Consider the following 18,252-nt stretch of genomic DNA (forward strand, 5'->3'; position numbering starts at 1 on the left):
CGCACACCTCGAAACCCGCGCCCTCCCGCGCGAGCGGGTTCGTTCAGTGGCGCAACTTCGACGTACAGCGTCGCTGCCGGCGATGTCGGCTTTCAGGAAGCGGCAAAGTTGACCTCTATAGCCGTGCATGCGGCGCAAAGCCGCCGCCCTCATGCGGCTGGCGCAGGTCAACTATGGGCCAAGTCGGGCATACCACACGTCCAATCCAGTGATCCGCAACGACTCAAAGATCAACTTCGCTGCAGGCGCCGAAATCGTTCTCGAACACAATCAGATTTGATTTTATGAGGGGTTCGAGTCCATGGCGTGGGCAAAGAAAAAATAAATAAATAAAATCAGTAACTTAGATGGGAATTTTGGTGGGCCCGGAGGGCGTATTAACATCGTTGATTTTGTTGGCTTTTTCGTGGGCCAAAATCAGAAATCTTCCCGTATCGTTCCGCATGCTCCCGTGACGCAAAGCAGGGAGCAACTGAGAGACAACGCGAACGGCACTGTTCCCCACGGCCGCTGTCTACAGCGGCTTAATGGCCATGCTCGTCATGCTTGGGCAATGTTAGCCTAAAAACACGCACCAGATCGCTGACCTGCTCCGGCGAAAGGTAGCGGGGGTTTAGGCCGCGCAACAGTAGATAGAGTTTTGCAGTCTCCTCCAACTCTTCGGTGGCGAATACGGCTGCCTCGAGCGTCTCGCCCGCGACGACAGGACCATGGTTGGCGAGGAGAACTGAGGAATAGCGCCCGGCGAGGCCCTTGATGGCACTAGCGACTGCCGGGTCACCAGGCCGAAAATACGGCACCAGCGCGGTCTGACCGGCACGCATCAGATAATAGGGCGTCATCGGCGGTAGCACCGCTTTGGGATCGATTTCGGGCAGCATGGTGATGGCCACCGCATGGGTCGAATGCAAATGAACTATGGCGCGGGCGCTTGGCCTCGTGTCGTAGAGAGCGGTGTGCAGAGGGATTTCCTTCGTCGGGGCATCGCCCGAGACTAGTTTTCCCTGTGCGTCTAGCCGGGCGATGCGGGCGGGATCGAGAAATCCCAGCGAAGCATTGGTGGGTGTGACTAGCCAGCCACCGTCATCCAGCCGCAGGCTGATGTTGCCTGACGATCCCGGCGTCAGGCCGCGCTCGAACAGCGAACGCCCGAAGCGGCAGATCTCTTCCCTGTACTTCGCGTCGGTCACGTCGTGGCTCCCTCGATCAGTTCGAACCCGAGATCGACCACCGTCGGTGGTCCGTCAGAGCAGACCAGCCGCGCGCCCATCTCCCCTACGGCGACGCGGGGCGTGAGAATAGTCGACAGTGGCTGCGGGGCGCTGCGCGCCACGTCGAGACCATTATAGCCGAAGATCGCCAGCCGGTCGGGGATGGTGATGCCGCGGCTGACGCAGTGGAAATAGCCGCCGATCGCCATGTCGTCGTTGGAGAAGTAGACAGCGTCCAAACTCGTGCTGCGCTCCAGCAGGCGCTCCAGCCCCTCGCGCCCAGCCTGGATCGAAGACGAGGCGGGGATGATTTCTTCTCCGGCGAGGTCGAGGCCGGCCTCGCCAAGTGCCGAACGAAATCCTGCGAAGCGTTTGGCGGCGCGCAGGTCGCGGCTGAGGTCGTGGCCGACATAGCCGATCTGCCGATAGCCGCGCGAAACCAGATGGCGCGCGGTCATGCGTCCCGCCTCGCGGTTGGAAAAGCCGACGACGATGTCGATACCCTCGCCGTCGGTATCGAGCAGTTCTGCGACGCGGATACCAGCGTTGCGCAGCATTGCGCCAGCGCGCTCGGTGTGCTCGAGCCCCGCCACCATGACGCCGGCGGGGCGCCAGCTCAGGAGCGACTCGATGAGGCTCTCCTCGCGTCGTAATTCGTAGTCCGTTACCGCGATGACCGGTTGAAAGCCGGCGCCGACGAGGACTGTGTTCGCCCCGCGCAGCATGTCCGGAAAGACGATGTTGCTGAGCGAGGGGATGACGATCCCGACGAGCCTGGAACCGGTGGAAGCCAGCGTTCCGGCAATGCGGTTCGGCACATAGCCGAGGCTAGTCGCTGCATTGAGAACGCTCTCGCGCGTCTTTGCCGAGAATGATCCATGCCCACGCAGCACGCGCGAGGCAGTGCTCTCGCCAACGCCGGCTGCGCGCGCAACGTCGGTGAGGGTAATCATCGGCCCCGCTCCCATCCCTCGGCTATTTGGTCGACCATTTCCGAGCCCCTAACCCGCCTCCGACCCGTCCTGCTGCTTTTAGTTTTCGCACGTCGCAACAGCCAACTCAATCAAATTTTGGCAGCGCTGCCATTTTCCATTGGCAGCGCTGCCAATCCATGCTATCCGACAATGCAAGCGCTGCCAAAAATGGGGTTAAGCGGCGCGAGACCGCGAAGAAACGCCATCAAACAGGGAGGAAATGAAATGACGGTGCTCACCCCAACGCTGCCGGCTGAAACAATGGCAGGAATCGAGACCCGAAGAATCGCCTACAGCAAGGTCTTCTGGCGCATCGTGCCGTTTCTGATGCTGTGTTACGTCGTCGCCTATCTCGACCGCGTCAATGTCGGCTTCGCCAAGCTCGACATGTCAGCGGAACTCGGCTTCAGCGAAACGGTCTACGGCCTTGGCGCCGGCATCTTCTTCATCGGCTATTTCCTGTTTGAGGTGCCGAGCAACGTCATCCTGCACAAGGTTGGCGCGCGCATGTGGATCGCGCGCATCATGATCACCTGGGGTCTGATCTCGGCAGGCTTCATGTTCGTCGAATCGGCCCCGATGTTCTATCTGCTGCGCTTCCTGCTGGGCGTCGCAGAGGCAGGCTTCTATCCGGGGATAATCCTCTTCCTGACCTACTGGTATCCTTCGCACCGCCGCGCCAAGATCATCGCTGTCTTCATGTCCGCAATTCCGATATCCGGCATCTTTGGCAACCCGCTTTCCGGCTGGATCATGGATTCGTTCCACGGCGATAGCGGTCTCGCCGGCTGGCAGTGGATGTTCCTCATCGAGGCCGTTCCCGCCATCCTGCTCGGCATCGCCGTCTTCTTCTTCCTCGACAATGGCATCCGCGACGCCAGGTGGCTGAGCGAAGCGGAAAAGCGGGTGCTCGAAGAGGAGATCGAGCGCGAGGAACGCCACAAGGAGAAGGCGCATTCGGTCGCCGGGGTATTCCGCGACGGGCGCGTCTGGCTGATGTGCGTTATCTATTTCTGCTTCGTGATGGGCCAATACGGGCTGACGTTTTGGATGCCGACCCTGGTCAAGGCGACCGGCGTCACTGGCAATCTCAACATCGGGCTGATCAGCGCCATCCCATTCCTCTGTGCCGTCGTCGCCATGAACCTGTTCGGTCGCAGCGCCGACTGGCACCGCGAGCGCCGCTGGCATCTGGTCGTGCCGGCGCTGCTCGGTGCCGTCGGCTTCATCGTCGCCGCTACGTCCTCAGATCCGACGATCGCCATCGCCTTCCTGTCGCTGGCAGCGGCTGGAGCGATCACCTGCGCACCGCTCTTCTGGTCTTTGCCGACAGCCTTTCTGACGGGAACCGGCGCCGCTGCGGGCATTGCGCTGATCAATTCGGTCGGCAATCTGGCCGGCTTCGTCAGCCCTTACCTTGTGGGCTATCTCAAGGATCTGACCGGGACAACGCACGTCGCCATGTACGCGCTCGCCGCCATGCTCGTGGCAGGCGCGATCCTGGTGCTGACGACGCCGTCCAAGCTGGTCAACAAGTGACCCGACCGAAGCAAGATGGAGTTTCCATGATGACTGTTCACGCTGTGCAAAAGGAAAACCCCGTTGTGACCAGCGCGAGCCGGGTCGCAGTGATCGGCCTCGGCTCGATGGGCTTCGGGATGGCCCAGTCGCTCAAGCGGGCCGGATTCGAGGTGACTGGCTTCGACATCGACGATGCGCTGGTTCAGCGCTTCGTCGCCGAAGGCGGGCGGGGGGCACAAACCCCTGCCCAGGCTGCGCGGGCCGCGGATGTCGTGGTGTCAGTCGTGGTCAACGCCGCGCAGACGGAAGCCATCCTCTTCGGCGCGGGTGGCGTTGCCGAGACACTGGCCGAGGGGACTGTCTTCGTCTCCTCAGCAACGATGGATCCCGATGTCGCTCGCAAATTGGCCGCGCGGCTGGGGGCGACCGGAGGGCTCTATCTCGACGCGCCGATCAGCGGCGGCTCGGTCCGCGCGGCGGACGGGGCGCTGACCGTTCTCGCCTCTGGCTCTGCTCCCGCCTTCGCCAAGGCACGGCCCGTGCTCGATGCCATGGCAGCCAAGGTCTACGAATTGGGCGAAGAGCCGGGGATCGGCGCGGCTTTCAAAATGATCAACCAACTGCTCGCTGGCGTGCATATCGCCGCCGCGAGCGAAGCCATCGTGTTTGCCGCCCGCCAGGGGCTCGACCTCCGCAAGGTCTATGAAGTGATTACGGCTTCGGCCGGCAGCTCCTGGATGTTCGAGAACCGGGTTCCGCACGTGCTTAACGGGGACTACACGCCGCGAAGCGCGGTCGACATCTTCGTCAAGGATCTCGGCATCGTCCAGGACATGGCCCGCAGCGCCAAATTCCCGGTGCCGGTTGCAGCCGCCGCGCTCCAGATGTTCCTGATGACATCGGCTGCTGGCATGGGGCGAGATGACGATGCCTCGGTTGCCCGGCTCTACGGGCGCATCACTGGCACCGACCTGCCTGGCGAAACGAAAACCTGACCAGGACTCGACCGACCATGCCCCATTTCGCCGCCAACCTGACTATGATGTTCAACGAATGGCCGTTCCTCGACCGGTTCGACGCGGCCGCGGCCGCCGGCTTCACGGCGGTAGAGTTCCTGTTCCCTTACGAGCACACGCCGGAAGCGATCGGCGAGCGCCTCGAGCGGAACGGTCTGACCCAGGCCCTGTTCAATCTCCCGCCGGGCGATTGGGCTACAGGCGAACGCGGCCTTGCGGCGTTGCCCGAGCGCTTCGATGAGCTAAAGGCCGGTGTCGAGACCGCGCTCGCTTACGCCGAAGCCACCGCTGCACAGCGCCTCCATCTCATGTCCGGGCTCGGCTCGCGCGAGGACAAGGGCGCCGTCGATGCCTATCGAAAAGCAGTGACCTGGACCGCCGAAAAACTGGCGGATCGCGGCATGGACCTGGTGATCGAACCCATCAATGGCCGCGACATGCCGGGCTATTTTCTGAACGACTTCGCCTTTGCTGAGCAACTCATAAGCGATTTGGCGTTGCCTAATCTGAAACTGCAGTTCGACGTCTACCATCGCCAGATCCTGCATGGGGACGTCACCGTGGCTCTGCGGAGGCTGTTGCCGATTGTCGGCCACATCCAGATCGCAAGCGTTCCCTCAAGGCACGAACCCACCTGTGAAGAACTTGACGATCGATTCATCTTCGAGGAATTGGACCGGCTGGGCTATGACGGTTTTGTCGGCTGCGAATATCGTCCAAAGGCCAAGACGCTTGACGGGCTCGGCTGGTTCGCCTCCTTTGCCGGAGAGCACGACCGGGCCTCAAAAGCCGTTGGAGCCCTTCTATGACCCTCGCCCTTGGCTGCATCGCGGACGACTATACCGGCGCATCAGACTTGGCGAACACCTTGGCGAAACAAGGTTTGCGTACGGTTCAGACCATCGGGATTCCATCGGCTGACCTGCCGCTACCCGAAGTCGACGCTATCGTCATCTCGCTGAAAATCCGTTCGGTCGCCGCATCCGAAGCGGTTGAACGCGCCCGTGCCGCCCACGATTGGCTCCGCACCCGCGGCGCAGCGCACGTGATGTACAAGATTTGCTCGACCTTCGATTCCACCGATGCGGGCAATATCGGCCCGGTCCTCGATGCCTTGCGCGCTGATGCCCTTGAAACATCGGTTCTGGTGACGCCGGCCTTTCCCGAAACCGATCGCACCGTCTACAAGGGCAATCTATTTGTCGGTGCAGTTCCGTTGAATGAGAGCTCGCTCAGGGATCATCCTCTCAATCCCATGCGCGATGCCAATCTGGTACGCGTGCTGGCTAGGCAGACCACCGGGACGGTTGGGCTCGTCGAGCTCGCTACCGTCGCTCAGGGAGCGGATGCAATCCGCACCAGACTAGAACAGCTTTCTGCCAACGGGACGGGAGCGGCCGTCGCCGACGCCGTTTTCGAGAGCGACCTCGAAGCAATCGGCACGGCAGCGTTAGTCCAACGCCTGTCGGTCGGAGCATCTGGCTTGGGAATGGGTCTCGCCCGGGGCCTGATCGCTGCCGGCGCCGCACGGCGATACGAACGGTCAACACGGGCCCAGAGGATCAGCGGTCCTGCAGCATGTCTTGCCGGCAGCTGCTCAACGGCGACGCTGAAACAGGTTGCCAAAGCCAAGCAGACGATGCCTGTCCTGAGGCTTGATCCTGAGAAATTGGTAAGCGATCCTTTGGAGACAGTAGAACGTGCCCTCACTTGGGCGACGGAGCACCTTGCCAAAGGCGCTATTCTGGTTGCCAGCAGCGCGCCCCCGGATGAGGTTTCCAGACTCCAGGAACGCCATGGACGGGGGGCGGCCGGCCACACTATCGAGCGCGCCCTTGCGACGATTGCAGCTGGGCTGGTCGAGCTGGGAGTCCGCAGGCTGGTCGTTGCCGGTGGCGAGACATCTGGCGCGGTCGTCGATCGCCTGGCGATTCCAGCGTTCGAGTTGGGCCCGGAAATCGCGGCGGGCGTACCCGTGCTTCGAACATTGGGAAGTCAGTACGGCGAAATGGTACTCGCCCTTAAATCTGGTAACTTCGGTGGCGAACGCTTCTTTGCGGACGCGTTGGCCATCATGGCGTGAGCGCCGTGGTCATTCCGCAAACTATCCACCAGGCGAAGTTGTCCATGGGCACGGTGCTGGGGCTCATAGCCGTCCATGGCGTCGCCACCTAGACGCATTCGAGCGCCACGCACTCCGATCTTCACGCTCACTCTTTCCGGGCGCACCGCGCACCCGTCGTTGTTTACCCATTTGCAGGCGCGGCGAGAAACTTAGGTCACACCCTGATGTTCATACCGCAGCGTTGGCTTTGGATGCTCAGAGATGGCAAATCATCCAGTTCGTAGCTTGGAACATACCACCGCAGGATGATGAAATGGCTGAGCGCTACGAAATCCTCCACACATCCACGCCGGATATTGATGCGCTTCCGAAGGGCCGGGGTTGGTAGCTTGATAGCTAATCAATCGTGGGATCTGCGCCCAATCGAGGCGCTGGCTTTCGCCTCGCGGCTCCACCTCAGAAATTTGGCACCGGGCTCTGGTCCTCGGCTTTTCGGGTGGCGCGTTAAGGGCTCTCGATTGATCGGAACATCCAGAGCCGTTTGAAACACTGCGAGGTGCTCCGGAAATTTTTGCGCAAGGGATCGGGCAAGATCGGTCTCTACGATGTGTGATCTCGAGCTTCACTTCCCCGGACCACATCGCCTGTCGATCGCCTCTCCCAGGGTCCTACCTACCGAGATGGGCGACCGTAGTGATTTCCACCAGAGCATCCGGTTTCACAAGGCCGCACTGAAGGCAGTAGCGAGCAGGTTTGTCCCCAGGGAAGTATTCGGCATAGGCCTTGTTTACAGCCTGACAGTTCGACCAATCGGTGACGAAGATATGGTTCATGGTCACGTCGTCCAGCGTGCCGCCGGCGGATTCGATGACCGCCTTGATGCTTTCCAGCACATGGCGGGTTTGAGCGCCCGCGTCGCCTATGTGAACGACGTTGTTATCCTTGTCGAATGCCAGAGTACCGGACACATAGAGGATGCCATCGGCAATCACGCCAGGAGAATAAGGCGCAATCGGTCTACAGGTCCCATCCGGCACCACGATCGATTTTGGCGTTTCCCGGCGCCTATGTTGCTGGAGATCAGACTTTCGAACCGTGCGAGAGTCGGCCGTCGCCCATCGTTCTCTGCGATGCGGCCTGGCCCTGGTGGCGGACCACACCTCGGTGCGACAGCCGATCACGGGATGAGGATGACGGAGCCGTGCGTGCGTCGCGCTTCCATTTCTTCGTGCGCCTTGATCGCATCGCTGAGCTTGTACTTCGACACGTTTGGCGCCTTGATTATGCGCGCCTCAATCGCCCCGAAAAGGTTCCGCGCTGCCGCCTCGTACTCGCCTCGATCGGCCGTGTAGTGCGCAATAGATGGGCGGGTGACGAACAGAGACCCCTTCCCACCCAACGAGGCAACGCTCATGGGCTCGATGGGACCGGAACTCTCGCCGAAGCTGACAAGCGTACCTCGGGGTCGCAAGCAGTCCAGAGATTTGGCAAATGTGTCGGCGCCTACGGAGTCATAGACCACTCGTACGCCTTTGCCTCCGGTGATGTCGGCAACTCGAGCCTTGAAATCTTCTTTGGTATAGATGATTGCGTGATCGCAACCATTGTCTTGAGCGATCCTCGCTTTTTCGTCCGAGCTGACGGTTCCGATCAAGGTCGCGCCGATGTGCCTCAGCCACTGCGAAGCGATGGAGCCGACCCCGCCGGCCGCGGCATGGAAGAGGACGGTGTCCTTGTCTGTGACCGGCACACATCGATGGATCAGGTATTCGACGGTAAGCCCCTTAAAGACCAGAGCGGCGACGGTTTCGCTGTCCAGCGCATCCGGGACCAGCAGAGCACGGGCCGCCGGCAGGTTCCTGTGTGTCGAGTAGGCACTCGGCGGCCCGCCAACATACGCGACACGGTCGTCGACTTCGAAATTCGAGACGCCCTCGCCGAGAGCGGTCACGATGCCGACCCCTTCTACACCCAGCCCGCTTGGCAAAGGGAGCTGCGCGGCGAAGACGCCCCGGCGGTGGTAGATGTCGATAAAGTTCACGCCGATCACGAGATGGCGGATCTGGATCTCTCCCGGGCCAGGATCTGGCAGCGTCTGCGTCTGCCACTTGAGGACCTGTGCCGATCCAAATTCGGAAAATCGAAAGGCTTCGGTTTGCTTCGACATGGCTTCTTATCTCGCAAGATTTGGATCAGAATGGCCTTGCATCCCTAGTTTTGTCGAGAAACCATTCCGGAATGCAGTTTTGCAAAAATGGAAAGCCAAATGGATTGGAACGACTTGAAGTTTTTCCTTGCGGTAGCAAACGCCAGATCGCTCAGCGCGGCTTCTGGCCAACTGCACGTCAGTCCCTCCACCGTATCTCGCCGCATCGAGGCACTGGAGGCTGCACTACAGGTCAAACTCTTTCGTCCTCACCGTGACGGCTATGACCTGACGCCGGCGGGGCAAGATCTGATGGGGCCAGGCGAAAGGGCCGAAGCCCAGATGCGTGTCTTTGAACGCATGGCGCGGGAGAAGGACAGTGATCTGTCGGGCCCCGTCCGAATCGATGTTCCTGAGCTTCTCGGACAGACGGTTCTGTTGCCCGGTCTTGCCAACTTCCTGCAAACCCATCCGGATATCCGGATCGAGATGCATTCGAGCGTTCGTCCAGTGCGATTGACAGGCGGGGAAGCCGACATCGTGTTGCGCCTGATCCGGCCCGAACGCGGCAGCTATCGCCAACGCAAAGTTGGACGGGTCGTATTCGGGTTCTACGCCTCGCCGGCCTATATCGCCCGCCACGGCACTCCGGCCAGCCCGGCCGAGTTGTACCGCCACCGCGTGATTGGTTGGGCGGAGGATCTGCGTTACCTCACCATGGCGGCCTGGCTGGACGAACTTTGCCCCGGCTTGCAGCCGGCCGTGCGCCTATCGTCGTTCAGCGCGCAGATAGCTGCCGTTGAGCAGGGACTTGGCCTCGCTGTGTTACCGCGTTTTGCTGCGGAGAAAATCGGGCTCCTCGCATTGCTGCAGGACGCACCGAAGCTTGCGCGAGACCTTTGGATGCTGGTCCACGAGCAGGCGGTCGTCCTGCCGCGCGTGGAGTTGGTCAAGAATGCGCTTGTTGAGGCTCTTGCTTCTTTCCAAGACTCGTCTTCTTGAACTCGGGATGCGACCGCCACAGCGACAACGCTAGGGCGGTGAGGCAAACACTCTCGTTTCGCCGCAGCCTTCAGCGCCTGTCAGCGATACCGGCGCTCCTTCGAGTGGGGGCTCCATTTGAATACATCTTCAATTGGGCGAAGGCGGAGATGCGCAAGAACTGACTCGCTTCGCCCGGAGCTTGCAACATCTGTTGTGACGTTCTTGCCTATTTCCCTTGAGGGGTCGACCGGGTGAGCAAAACCACGCCACCCTTCTGGGCAGTGTCGTAGTAGTTGAATCCGGTTCCGTCGTCGCGCCGACCACGTGACATCGTCGACAGTCCGAGCGCCTTCGAAGCAACCTCAGCCGAGTTGGCGTCGGCAACTTCGAAACCAACATGGAAAACGCCTTCGCCCTTGGTGTCCAGGAACGTACGCTGGGGGCTGGGATCCTCGCTTGGTTCGCAAAGTTGGAGCTGGAAATTTGGCAAGTTGCAGACCCGGTATTTCAACTTGAAGAACGCGTCCAGGTTCGGCACCGCGATATCTGTGTATCCGGTCATCGGAGGATAGCTCTGCCAGGGACCTATCCCGATCGATTCGTACCAGGCCTGTGACTTGTCGATGTCAGCGACGACGACGCAGATGTGATGCAGTTTGTCAAAATTGCTCATTTGAATCACCCTTTTACCGGGACCGTGTAGTTGAGCACGCGGCGTCCGCCGTCGGGGTAGATTGTTTCGCCGGTGATGTAGGATGCATCGTCGCTGGCAAGGAACGCCACGACGGAGGCGATCTCCGCCGCAGTGCCGAGGCGCCCGAGCGGCGTGCGCGAAAGGATCGCGCGGCGCATTTCCTCGGAATCGATGAACGTGCCATCCATCACCATCTCCGTCGCTATTGTGCCCGGGCCGACGCCGACCACACGGATGCCATGAGGCGCGAAGGCGACGGCGGCGGTGCCGGTGACCTGGTTCATGCCGCCCTTCGAGATTGCATAGGTTGCGACCCGAGGATTGGCGAGGCCCGAATTGATCGATGACATGTTGATGATGACGCCGCCCTGGCCTTGCGCAATCATCTGACGAGCGGCCGCCTGGGTGCCCATGAACGCCCCCTTCAGGTTGACCGCGAGGACCCGGTCGTAATCGGCCTCGCTGATGTCGAGAAAGTCTTGAACCGGAGCTATGCCGGCGTTGTTGACCATGATGTCGACACGGCCGAATTTGGCCGCCGCGGCCGCGACCAGTGCGTCGACATGGTCTTTCCTGCTGACATCCGTGACCACGGCCAAGACCGTTTCCGGCGTGCCGATTTCGGCAGCGCACTTCTTCAGTTCGTTGGCATCGATATCACCGAGCACGACCTTCGCGCCTTCGGCAAGGAAGCGTTCGGCGCATGCACGGCCGATGCCGCGTGCAGCTCCGGTGACGACCGCCACCCTGCCTGTCTGTCTCATGGCGAACTCCTTCGTCTGTGAGGGCATCATCGTTTCGGGCAACTTTGGGCCGAGCCTGAGCTTAGCGGATCACAAAAGGATTGGCGGTCTTGCCGGCCGTGTCTATCCACACGGTTTTTGTCTGCAGATAGGCGTTTATGGCCTCCTGCCCGCTCTCTCGTCCGATGCCGCTCCGTTTATAGCCACCGAAAGGCGCCATGTAGGAAACGGCGCGATACGAGTTGATCCAGATCATACCCGCCTCCATCGCTGCCGCGCCGCGTAGCGCGCGCCCCATGTCGCTGGTCCATATCCCCGCGGCCAGCCCATAAGGGCTGTCGTTGGCGATTGCGAAGGCCTCCTCCTCGTCATCGAACGGAATGACCGACAGGACCGGCCCGAACACTTCTTCACGCGCAATGCGCATCGTGTTGTTGACGCCGGTGAAGATGGTGGGCTCGACGAACCAACCTTCATCAAGGCCTGCGCCATTCGGCTTTCCACCACCCAGCACACACAGTGCGCCCTCGCGACGTGCAATGCCCTGATAGGAGAGCACCTTCTCGCGCTGCGCTTGTGTAGTGATCGGTCCTACTTGCGTCTCGGCAAGCGCTGGATTGCCCATGCGGGCGCTGGCGGCCAGCGTGATGACATCTTCGACGAAACGATCGTGGATCCTGCGATGGACCAACAGGCGCGAGCCGGCGATGCAGGTCTGGCCGCTGGCGGCGAAGATGCCTGATACAGCGCCGTTGACCGCGCTGTCGAGGTTGGCGTCGTCGAAGACGATGTTGGCCGATTTGCCGCCCAGTTCCAGCGTGACGGTCTTCAAACCCTCGGCCGCCGCGCGATAGACAGCGAGCCCGCCCGGCTCACCGCCGGTGAAGGCGATTTTGGCGACATCAGGATGGGAGACGAGCGGCACGCCGACATCCTGAGGCATGCCGGTGACGGTGTTGACGACGCCCGGGGGAAAACCCGCTTGCGCAAACAGTTTCACGAATTCGAGCGTCGAAGCCGAGGCGTGCTCCGACGGCTTGATGACCACAGTGTTGCCCGCCGCTAGCAGCGGCGCGAGCTTCCATGTCAGAAGGAGCAGCGGCGAATTCCAGGGTACGATTGCGGCAATGACGCCCAGCGGCTCATGACGGGTAAACGCAAACATGCCCGCTTTGTCGATCGGCAGCACCGACCCTTCGATCTTGTCGGCAAGGCCGCCGAAATAGCGGAACCATTCGGGGATGTAGCGCAGTTGCGCTGTCATCTCGGTAATCAACTTGCCATTGTCGCGGGTCTCGATGGCAGCTATGCGCTCGGCGTTGTCGGCGATCAGCTCGGCGACCCGTACCAACAGCTTGCCACGCGCGCTCGCAGTAAGGCCAGCCCATTCCATCGACCGAAAAGCCGCTTTTGCGGAGGCTATGGCAGCGTCAACGTCGGCCTTGCCGTTTCGAGGGATCAACGCCCATGGCCTGCCCGTGTATGGATCATGGCTCTCGAATGTATCGGCGATCGGTTGGAGACGACCTCCAATCGTGTTCTGGAAGCTGACCAGTGGCATATTGGTCCTCAACAGGTGGCAAAGCCCAGATGGGCGCGAAAGCGGTTCTTCACTTCAACCGCGTCACGCGGCGGCAGCGATCGTGGCAAATTCTCAGCGGTGATCTTCAGCACAAACAGGCGCGGTCCCTCGGCAGGTTGGAGCAGCCGCTCACACAGCGCGTCGACCTCCTCAAGCGAACGCAGTTCCGCAGTCACTACGAACCCGCAAGCGGCGGCAACTTTGTCGAAGCTAATGCCCCGCCCCGTGTGGCTCGATTGCATGCCGGTCTCGCCGAAATGCTGGTTGTCGAGGACGATCATGTCTAGGTTCTTCGGCCTTGCAACTGAGATTGTCGCCAGCGAGCCGAACGCCATGAGTTGCTCACCATCGCCGGTGATCACCATGACCCGCCTGTCGGGCTGCGCTTGCGCAATTCCCAGACCAACCAGCGCGGCCCCCCCCATGGCGCCCCAGAGGTAATAGTTCTCATCGCGGTCGCCGGCTGCGTGCACATCATAGCTTGGTGAGCCCAGGCCGGTCACCACCAATGCCCCGTCGCGGGCATCAAGGAGTTTCTTCACCGCCACCCGGCGGTCCATCGTCGGCATGCTCATATTGTTCACCACTTCTTCTTGCCAAGCAGCCGCTGCCCGATGAGCACGGCAATTTGCTGGTCGCCGTCAAAAGCCATCGACGCAGCTTGCGCCACCGTCTCGACAAGATCGGAACCAGTCTCGGCGCGCAGCACCATGAGGCCGATAGCCTTCAGGGAAGCCTCCGTCGCCTGTCCCATCGGCACCTGCCACGGATTGAACTCGGCCCACTCACCGCGCATCGTCACCAGGACGAGCAACGGAAAGCGCGCCTGCACCGGAAGCGACAGCATGTTTATGCAGTTGCCGACGCCGGACGACTGCATAAGGACGACGCTTCGCTTGCCGCCGAGCCAGGAACCCGCGGCGATGGCGATGCCCTCTTCCTCCGTTGTCAGCACGTTGGTGACGACTTCAGGGTCGGCACTGAAACGGCGGATCAGAGTGGTATGGCCAGCGTCGGGGACATAAGACATCTGGCTGATGCCCGCGGCCTTGAGCACGTCATAGACCTCATCCGGCCACTGCTTTTCGGACGCTGGCGGTGCAACAGCAGCCGCGGCTGCTTCCGTTTGTTTTGCTTGTGCGCTGGCCGTCACGTTTGGACCTCCGGAGGATTGGATTGCCACCAAAGTATCGCGGTTTTCCGATCCAATCTTCGTCTCTTTCTCGTGATCAGATATAATGATATTTGATAGCTCATGGAATTATCGCAATTGCGCACCCTGATCCACGTCGCCGAACTTGGCAGCCTCAGCAAAGCTGCCGACCGGCTGCACATCGCGCAACCAGCGCTGAGCCGCCAAGTGCGTATGCTGGAGGAGGAGCTCGGCTTTGCCCTGTTCCTTCGCCACGGCCGCGGAATGGTGCTGTCGGAGCAGGGCGAGCAGGTCCTGGCGCACGCTGTGCGCGTGTTGGCCGAGATCGACGAGATTCGCGCCACCGCTACCCCGGCCGACGCGCCGCTGACCGGCGAAGTCGCCATTGGCCTGCCACCCACTGTCGCGGATATCATCTCGCTGCCTCTGGCAGCTGCTTTTGGAAAAGCCCATCCAAAAGCAAAACTCCGACTTGTGAGCGCCTATACCGGCTATTTGCTAGACTGGTTGCATCGCGGTGAGGTCGACGTTGCGGTGCTGTACGACCCACGCATGGCGCGATCGCTGCGCTCCCGCCCGCTGCTGCTGGAAAACCTGTTCCTGATCGGCCCGCCCGATGCCGGCTTCTCCACCGTGCGCGCAGTACCGTTTGACACGCTGGCCGGTAGGCGTCTGATGATGCCCAGCCTCAAGCACGGGTTGCGCATCATTGTCGAACGCTGCGCCGCCGAATCCGGCATTGCGCTCGACGTTGGTATCGAGGTGGACTCTTACGCCGCGCTGAAAGACCTCGTGCGCAACGGCCATGGCTGGACAATCCTGCCGCTCGCCCCAATCCATGCCGACGTCTCCGCCGGCCTGTTAACTGCAGCACCGCTGATTGATCCGGTACCGGTGCGCCGCCTCATCCTTGCCTATCCAGCCGATCGGCCCGCCTCACGGCTGGCGCGGTTCGCCGGTCAGGCGATAGAGGATATCGTCAAAGATTCTGTGGAGCGGGCCGTATGGGTCGGTCAGCTCCTCGGCCCTGCGCCATGACTATCTAATTTTGGTATATCTGCTCACACGTGCCTTGCGTTGCTGACAGGACACTGACGCACGATAATGCGACCTGCAGCAAGGCAAAGGTCGAGCAAATTTCATGGAACACTTTCAGGATATTCGGGACGCCGTCGTCAGGCTTTGCGCGCGCTTTCCTGGCGAGTACTGGCGCTCCCTCGATAGGGAGATGGCATACCCTAGCGAGTTCGTCGGAGCTCTGACGGAAGCCGGATGGCTCTCGATCCTGATCCCAGAGGAGTACGGCGGCTCGGGCCTCCCGCTTTCGGCAGCTGCCGCCGTGTTGGAGGAGATCCAGCGTGCCGGCTGCAATGGCGGCGCCTGTCATGCGCAGATGTACACCATGGGCACTCTGCTTAGACACGGGTCAGATGCGCAGAAGATGCGCTATTTGCCCAAGATCGCTGCTGGCCAGCTGCGGTTGCAGGCGTTCGGCGTCACGGAGCCGACCAGCGGCACGGATACCGGCGCGCTCAAGATCACCGCGCGGCTCGACGGCGATCATTTTGTGGTCAAGGGCCAGAAGATCTGGACAAGCCGCGCCGAGCATTCAGATCTAATGCTGCTTCTGGCGCGCACCACTCCACTTAAGGATGGCATGAAGAAAACGGATGGCCTTTCCGTTCTGATCGTCGATATGCGCGAGGCGCTTGGCAATGGACTCACGATCCGGCCCATCCGCACAATGATGAACCACGCTACCACCGAGGTCTTCTTCGACGACTTGCACGTGCCGGCCGAGAACCTGGTCGGCGAGGAAGGCAAGGGCTTTCGCTACATCCTTTCCGGCATGAACGCCGAGCGCATCCTGATTGCCGCGGAATGCGTCGGCGATGCGAAATGGTTCATCGAAAGGGCCAGCGTCTACGCGAAGGAGCGGCATGTGTTTGGCCGAGCGATCGGCCAGAACCAGGGCATCCAGTTTCCGATCGCCAGGGCCTACGCCAACATGCGGGCAGCCGAACTAATGGTGCGTGAGGCGCTGACCCTTTACGAAGCCGGCAAGAACCCCGGCGCCGAAGCGAACATGGCCAAGATGCTGGCGGCCGACGCCTCGAACGAGGCCGCCAATGTCTGCATCCAGACGCATGGCGGGTTCGGCTTCGCGGAAGAGTACGATGTCGAGCGCAAGTTCCGCGAGACACGCCTCTACCAGGTCGCGCCGATCTCCACCAACCTCATCCTGTCATTCCTTTCCGAGCACGTGCTTGGGCTGCCGCGTTCCTACTAGGAGGGTCTCCGTGAACGTCCTCATCGTCTACGCCCACCCGGAACCGAAATCCTTCAACGGCGCCATGCGGGATCTCGCCTTGGAGACCCTGGCCGGCGCCGGCCATGAAGTGGTGGTCAGCGACCTTTACGCCATGGGTTTCAACCCTGTCGCCGGCCCGAGCGATATAACCGGCGAGCGAAACGACCCGACTTTCTTCAGCCTACAGCGCGAGCAGACCGCGGCCTACGTGGCGGGCCGGTTGTCGGCCGACATCAATGCCGAGATCGAAAAGCTGAAACGAGCGGACTTCGTGCTCTTCCAGTTTCCCATCTGGTGGTTCGGCATGCCCGCCATCCTCAAGGGCTGGGCCGATCGCGTCTTCGCACGCGGCTTCGCCTATCTGCCGGGCCGCAAGTACGACACCGGCGCGTTCAAGGGAAAGCTCGCCATGGTGGCCGCCACCACCGGCACCTCGGCCGACACCTACGCGCCCGACGGCATCGACGGCGATATCCTCACGGTGCTGTGGCCGGTTCACAACGGCCTCCTGCGCTACGCCGGCTTCGACGTCCTTCCGCCCTTCGTCGCCTATATGCCGGGCCGTGTCGGCGAGGAAGGCCGCCAGGCCTACCTGAAGGCCTATCGAAAGCGGCTGGAGGAAATCGACGACACGCCGCGGCTGTTCTTCCATCCGGCCCAAGACTACGGCGAGAACGAGCGGTTGAAGCCGGGCGTGATCGCCCGTTCCGGAGTGCAGCGCAATGTCTGACGCCCGCCCGCTGGAAGGCCTGTTCGTCGTTTCGATCGAGCAGGCGGTCGCCGCTCCCTTGTGCACGGTCCGCCTCGCCGACGGTGGCGCGCGTGTCGTGAAGATCGAACGACCGGAAGGCGAGACCGCGCGCCACTACGACAGCGCCGTGGAAGGCATGTCGGCCTATTTCGTCTGGCTGAACCGCGGGAAGGAAAGCGTAGCGCTCGACCTCAAAGCCAAGGAAGATCTTGCTCTGTTGCACCGCATGGTGGCACGGGCTGATGTTCTCGTGCAGAACCTGGCGCCAGGCGCAATCGACAGGCTCGGCCTCTCCGCCCAGGTTATTACGCAGAAATTCCCTCGTCTGATCACGATCAACATCGTCGGTTACGGACAGGACACACCTTATGCGGCGATGCGCGCCTACGACATGTTGGTGCAAGCCGAAAGCGGCATCTGCGCGGTGACCGGAACACCAGAGACGCCGTGCAAAATTGGGGTTTCGGCCGCCGATATCGCTACCGGCATGAACGCTCATGCAGCAATTCTAGAAGCCCTGCTGTCTCGCGAGAGGACGGGGCGCGGCCGCGTTGTCGAGATTGCGATGTTCGACGGCATGGCTGACTGGATGGCCGTGCCGCTACTGCACCAGGAATATGCGGGGCGCGAGACCAACCGATATGGGCTTTCGCACGCTTCGATTTATCCCTACCGGCCCTACGTGTGCAGAGGTGGCGCGGTGGTCGTATCAATCCAGCAAAACAGCGAATGGAAGCGCTTCTGCGGAATTGTGCTGCAAAGGCAGGATCTATTCGCCGACGAACGCTTCGCCACCAATGCCTGGCGTGTCGCCAATCGCGTGGCGCTCGACGCCGAGATTGAGCCGGTTTTCGCATCGATCGACCACGACGAGGCCATCCGCCGCCTCGATGAGGCGCAGATCGCCTGGGGTCGGGTAAGTGAGATGCGCGACCTACCGCGTCACAAGGCGTTGCGTCGGACAGATGTGGCGCTACCCGACGGCAATCGCGTTGCTGTACCGACGCCGGCAGGGCGACCGGAAGGTTTCGAAACAATCCCCACGGTTCCTGCCCTTGGCGCCGACACGGATCGGATCCGATCCGAATTCGCGGCCTAAGG

At 61.4% G+C, this 18,252-nt stretch carries 19 protein-coding genes; 10 read left to right on the forward strand and 9 right to left on the reverse strand.

Annotated elements, in window-relative coordinates; translation table 11 throughout:
• Positions 1-524 precede the first annotated feature (524 nt).
• Positions 525-1,190 (reverse strand): 3-oxo-tetronate 4-phosphate decarboxylase, encoded by a 666-nt coding sequence (gene otnC / locus AU465_RS35090; protein ID WP_192257925.1) that lies wholly within the window; start codon positions 1,188-1,190, stop codon positions 525-527.
• Entirely contained in the window at positions 1,187-2,179 is a 993-nt protein-coding gene (locus tag AU465_RS35095) for a LacI family DNA-binding transcriptional regulator (RefSeq protein ID WP_192257927.1), read from the reverse strand. The genes otnC and AU465_RS35095 overlap by 4 nt, the downstream gene beginning before the upstream one ends.
• 231 nt (positions 2,180-2,410) lie before the next feature.
• Between AU465_RS35095 and AU465_RS35100 the strand changes: the two genes are divergently transcribed.
• The 5 genes from AU465_RS35100 to AU465_RS37985 are packed head-to-tail and all read left to right on the forward strand — an operon-like array spanning position 2,411 to position 7,175.
• Complete coding sequence (locus AU465_RS35100; protein ID WP_192257929.1) at positions 2,411-3,724, forward strand: MFS transporter; 1,314 nt, start codon at positions 2,411-2,413, stop codon at positions 3,722-3,724.
• Positions 3,725-3,753: 29 nt separating this feature from the next.
• Positions 3,754-4,701 (forward strand): L-threonate dehydrogenase, encoded by a 948-nt coding sequence (ltnD, locus tag AU465_RS35105; protein ID WP_192257997.1) that lies wholly within the window; start codon positions 3,754-3,756, stop codon positions 4,699-4,701.
• A gap of 17 nt (positions 4,702-4,718) precedes the next feature.
• Positions 4,719-5,531 carry a 2-oxo-tetronate isomerase gene (otnI, locus tag AU465_RS35110; protein ID WP_192257931.1) on the forward strand — a complete coding sequence of 271 codons (813 nt, stop codon included), beginning with the start codon at positions 4,719-4,721 and terminating at the stop codon, positions 5,529-5,531.
• Positions 5,528-6,805: a 3-oxo-tetronate kinase gene (gene otnK / locus AU465_RS35115; RefSeq protein WP_192257933.1), complete on the forward strand. Its 1,278-nt coding sequence runs from the start codon at positions 5,528-5,530 to the stop codon at positions 6,803-6,805. Before otnI ends, otnK begins: the two co-directional genes overlap by 4 nt.
• Positions 6,762-7,175: a DUF4865 family protein gene (locus AU465_RS37985; protein ID WP_192257935.1), complete on the forward strand. Its 414-nt coding sequence runs from the start codon at positions 6,762-6,764 to the stop codon at positions 7,173-7,175. Before otnK ends, AU465_RS37985 begins: the two co-directional genes overlap by 44 nt.
• A 280-nt stretch (positions 7,176-7,455) precedes the next feature.
• Here the strand turns inward: AU465_RS37985 and rutC are convergent, their stop codons facing one another.
• Together rutC and AU465_RS35130 are read right to left on the reverse strand one after the other, a co-directional pair.
• A complete protein-coding gene (gene rutC / locus AU465_RS35125) occupies positions 7,456-7,830 on the reverse strand; it encodes a pyrimidine utilization protein C (protein ID WP_192257999.1) in 375 nt (124 codons plus the stop codon).
• Positions 7,831-7,964: 134 nt separating this feature from the next.
• Complete coding sequence (locus AU465_RS35130; RefSeq protein ID WP_192257937.1) at positions 7,965-8,954, reverse strand: quinone oxidoreductase family protein; 990 nt, start codon at positions 8,952-8,954, stop codon at positions 7,965-7,967.
• A gap of 99 nt (positions 8,955-9,053) precedes the next feature.
• Between AU465_RS35130 and AU465_RS35135 the strand changes: the two genes are divergently transcribed.
• Positions 9,054-9,935 (forward strand): LysR family transcriptional regulator, encoded by an 882-nt coding sequence (locus AU465_RS35135; protein WP_192257939.1) that lies wholly within the window; start codon positions 9,054-9,056, stop codon positions 9,933-9,935.
• 208 nt (positions 9,936-10,143) lie between these two features.
• On the opposite strand, the gene AU465_RS35140 is transcribed toward AU465_RS35135, so the two are convergent.
• From AU465_RS35140 to AU465_RS35160, 5 genes are all read right to left on the reverse strand, one after another.
• Positions 10,144-10,590 (reverse strand): VOC family protein, encoded by a 447-nt coding sequence (locus AU465_RS35140; protein ID WP_192257941.1) that lies wholly within the window; start codon positions 10,588-10,590, stop codon positions 10,144-10,146.
• A gap of 5 nt (positions 10,591-10,595) precedes the next feature.
• A complete protein-coding gene (locus tag AU465_RS35145; RefSeq protein ID WP_192257944.1) occupies positions 10,596-11,375 on the reverse strand; it encodes an SDR family NAD(P)-dependent oxidoreductase in 780 nt (259 codons plus the stop codon).
• 61 nt (positions 11,376-11,436) lie between these two features.
• Entirely contained in the window at positions 11,437-12,915 is a 1,479-nt protein-coding gene (locus AU465_RS35150; RefSeq protein WP_192257946.1) for an aldehyde dehydrogenase, read from the reverse strand.
• Positions 12,916-12,923: 8 nt separating this feature from the next.
• Positions 12,924-13,511 carry a thiamine pyrophosphate-dependent enzyme gene (locus AU465_RS35155; RefSeq protein ID WP_192257948.1) on the reverse strand — a complete coding sequence of 196 codons (588 nt, stop codon included), beginning with the start codon at positions 13,509-13,511 and terminating at the stop codon, positions 12,924-12,926.
• Between the two features lie 5 nt (positions 13,512-13,516).
• Positions 13,517-14,089 carry a thiamine pyrophosphate-binding protein gene (locus AU465_RS35160; protein ID WP_192257950.1) on the reverse strand — a complete coding sequence of 191 codons (573 nt, stop codon included), beginning with the start codon at positions 14,087-14,089 and terminating at the stop codon, positions 13,517-13,519.
• 102 nt (positions 14,090-14,191) lie between these two features.
• Between AU465_RS35160 and AU465_RS35165 the strand changes: the two genes are divergently transcribed.
• From AU465_RS35165 to AU465_RS35180, 4 genes are all read left to right on the forward strand, one after another.
• Entirely contained in the window at positions 14,192-15,127 is a 936-nt protein-coding gene (locus tag AU465_RS35165) for a LysR family transcriptional regulator (RefSeq protein WP_192257952.1), read from the forward strand.
• Positions 15,128-15,230: 103 nt separating this feature from the next.
• Complete coding sequence (locus tag AU465_RS35170; RefSeq protein WP_192257954.1) at positions 15,231-16,379, forward strand: acyl-CoA dehydrogenase family protein; 1,149 nt, start codon at positions 15,231-15,233, stop codon at positions 16,377-16,379.
• A 10-nt stretch (positions 16,380-16,389) separates the two neighbouring features.
• Positions 16,390-17,130 carry an NAD(P)H-dependent oxidoreductase gene (locus AU465_RS35175; protein ID WP_192257956.1) on the forward strand — a complete coding sequence of 247 codons (741 nt, stop codon included), beginning with the start codon at positions 16,390-16,392 and terminating at the stop codon, positions 17,128-17,130.
• Positions 17,123-18,250 (forward strand): CaiB/BaiF CoA transferase family protein, encoded by a 1,128-nt coding sequence (locus AU465_RS35180; RefSeq protein WP_192257958.1) that lies wholly within the window; start codon positions 17,123-17,125, stop codon positions 18,248-18,250. Before AU465_RS35175 ends, AU465_RS35180 begins: the two co-directional genes overlap by 8 nt.
• Positions 18,251-18,252 lie beyond the last annotated feature (2 nt).

This window comes from Mesorhizobium silamurunense (genome assembly GCF_014843905.1).
Taxonomy (GTDB): Bacteria; Pseudomonadota; Alphaproteobacteria; order Rhizobiales; family Rhizobiaceae; genus Mesorhizobium; species Mesorhizobium silamurunense.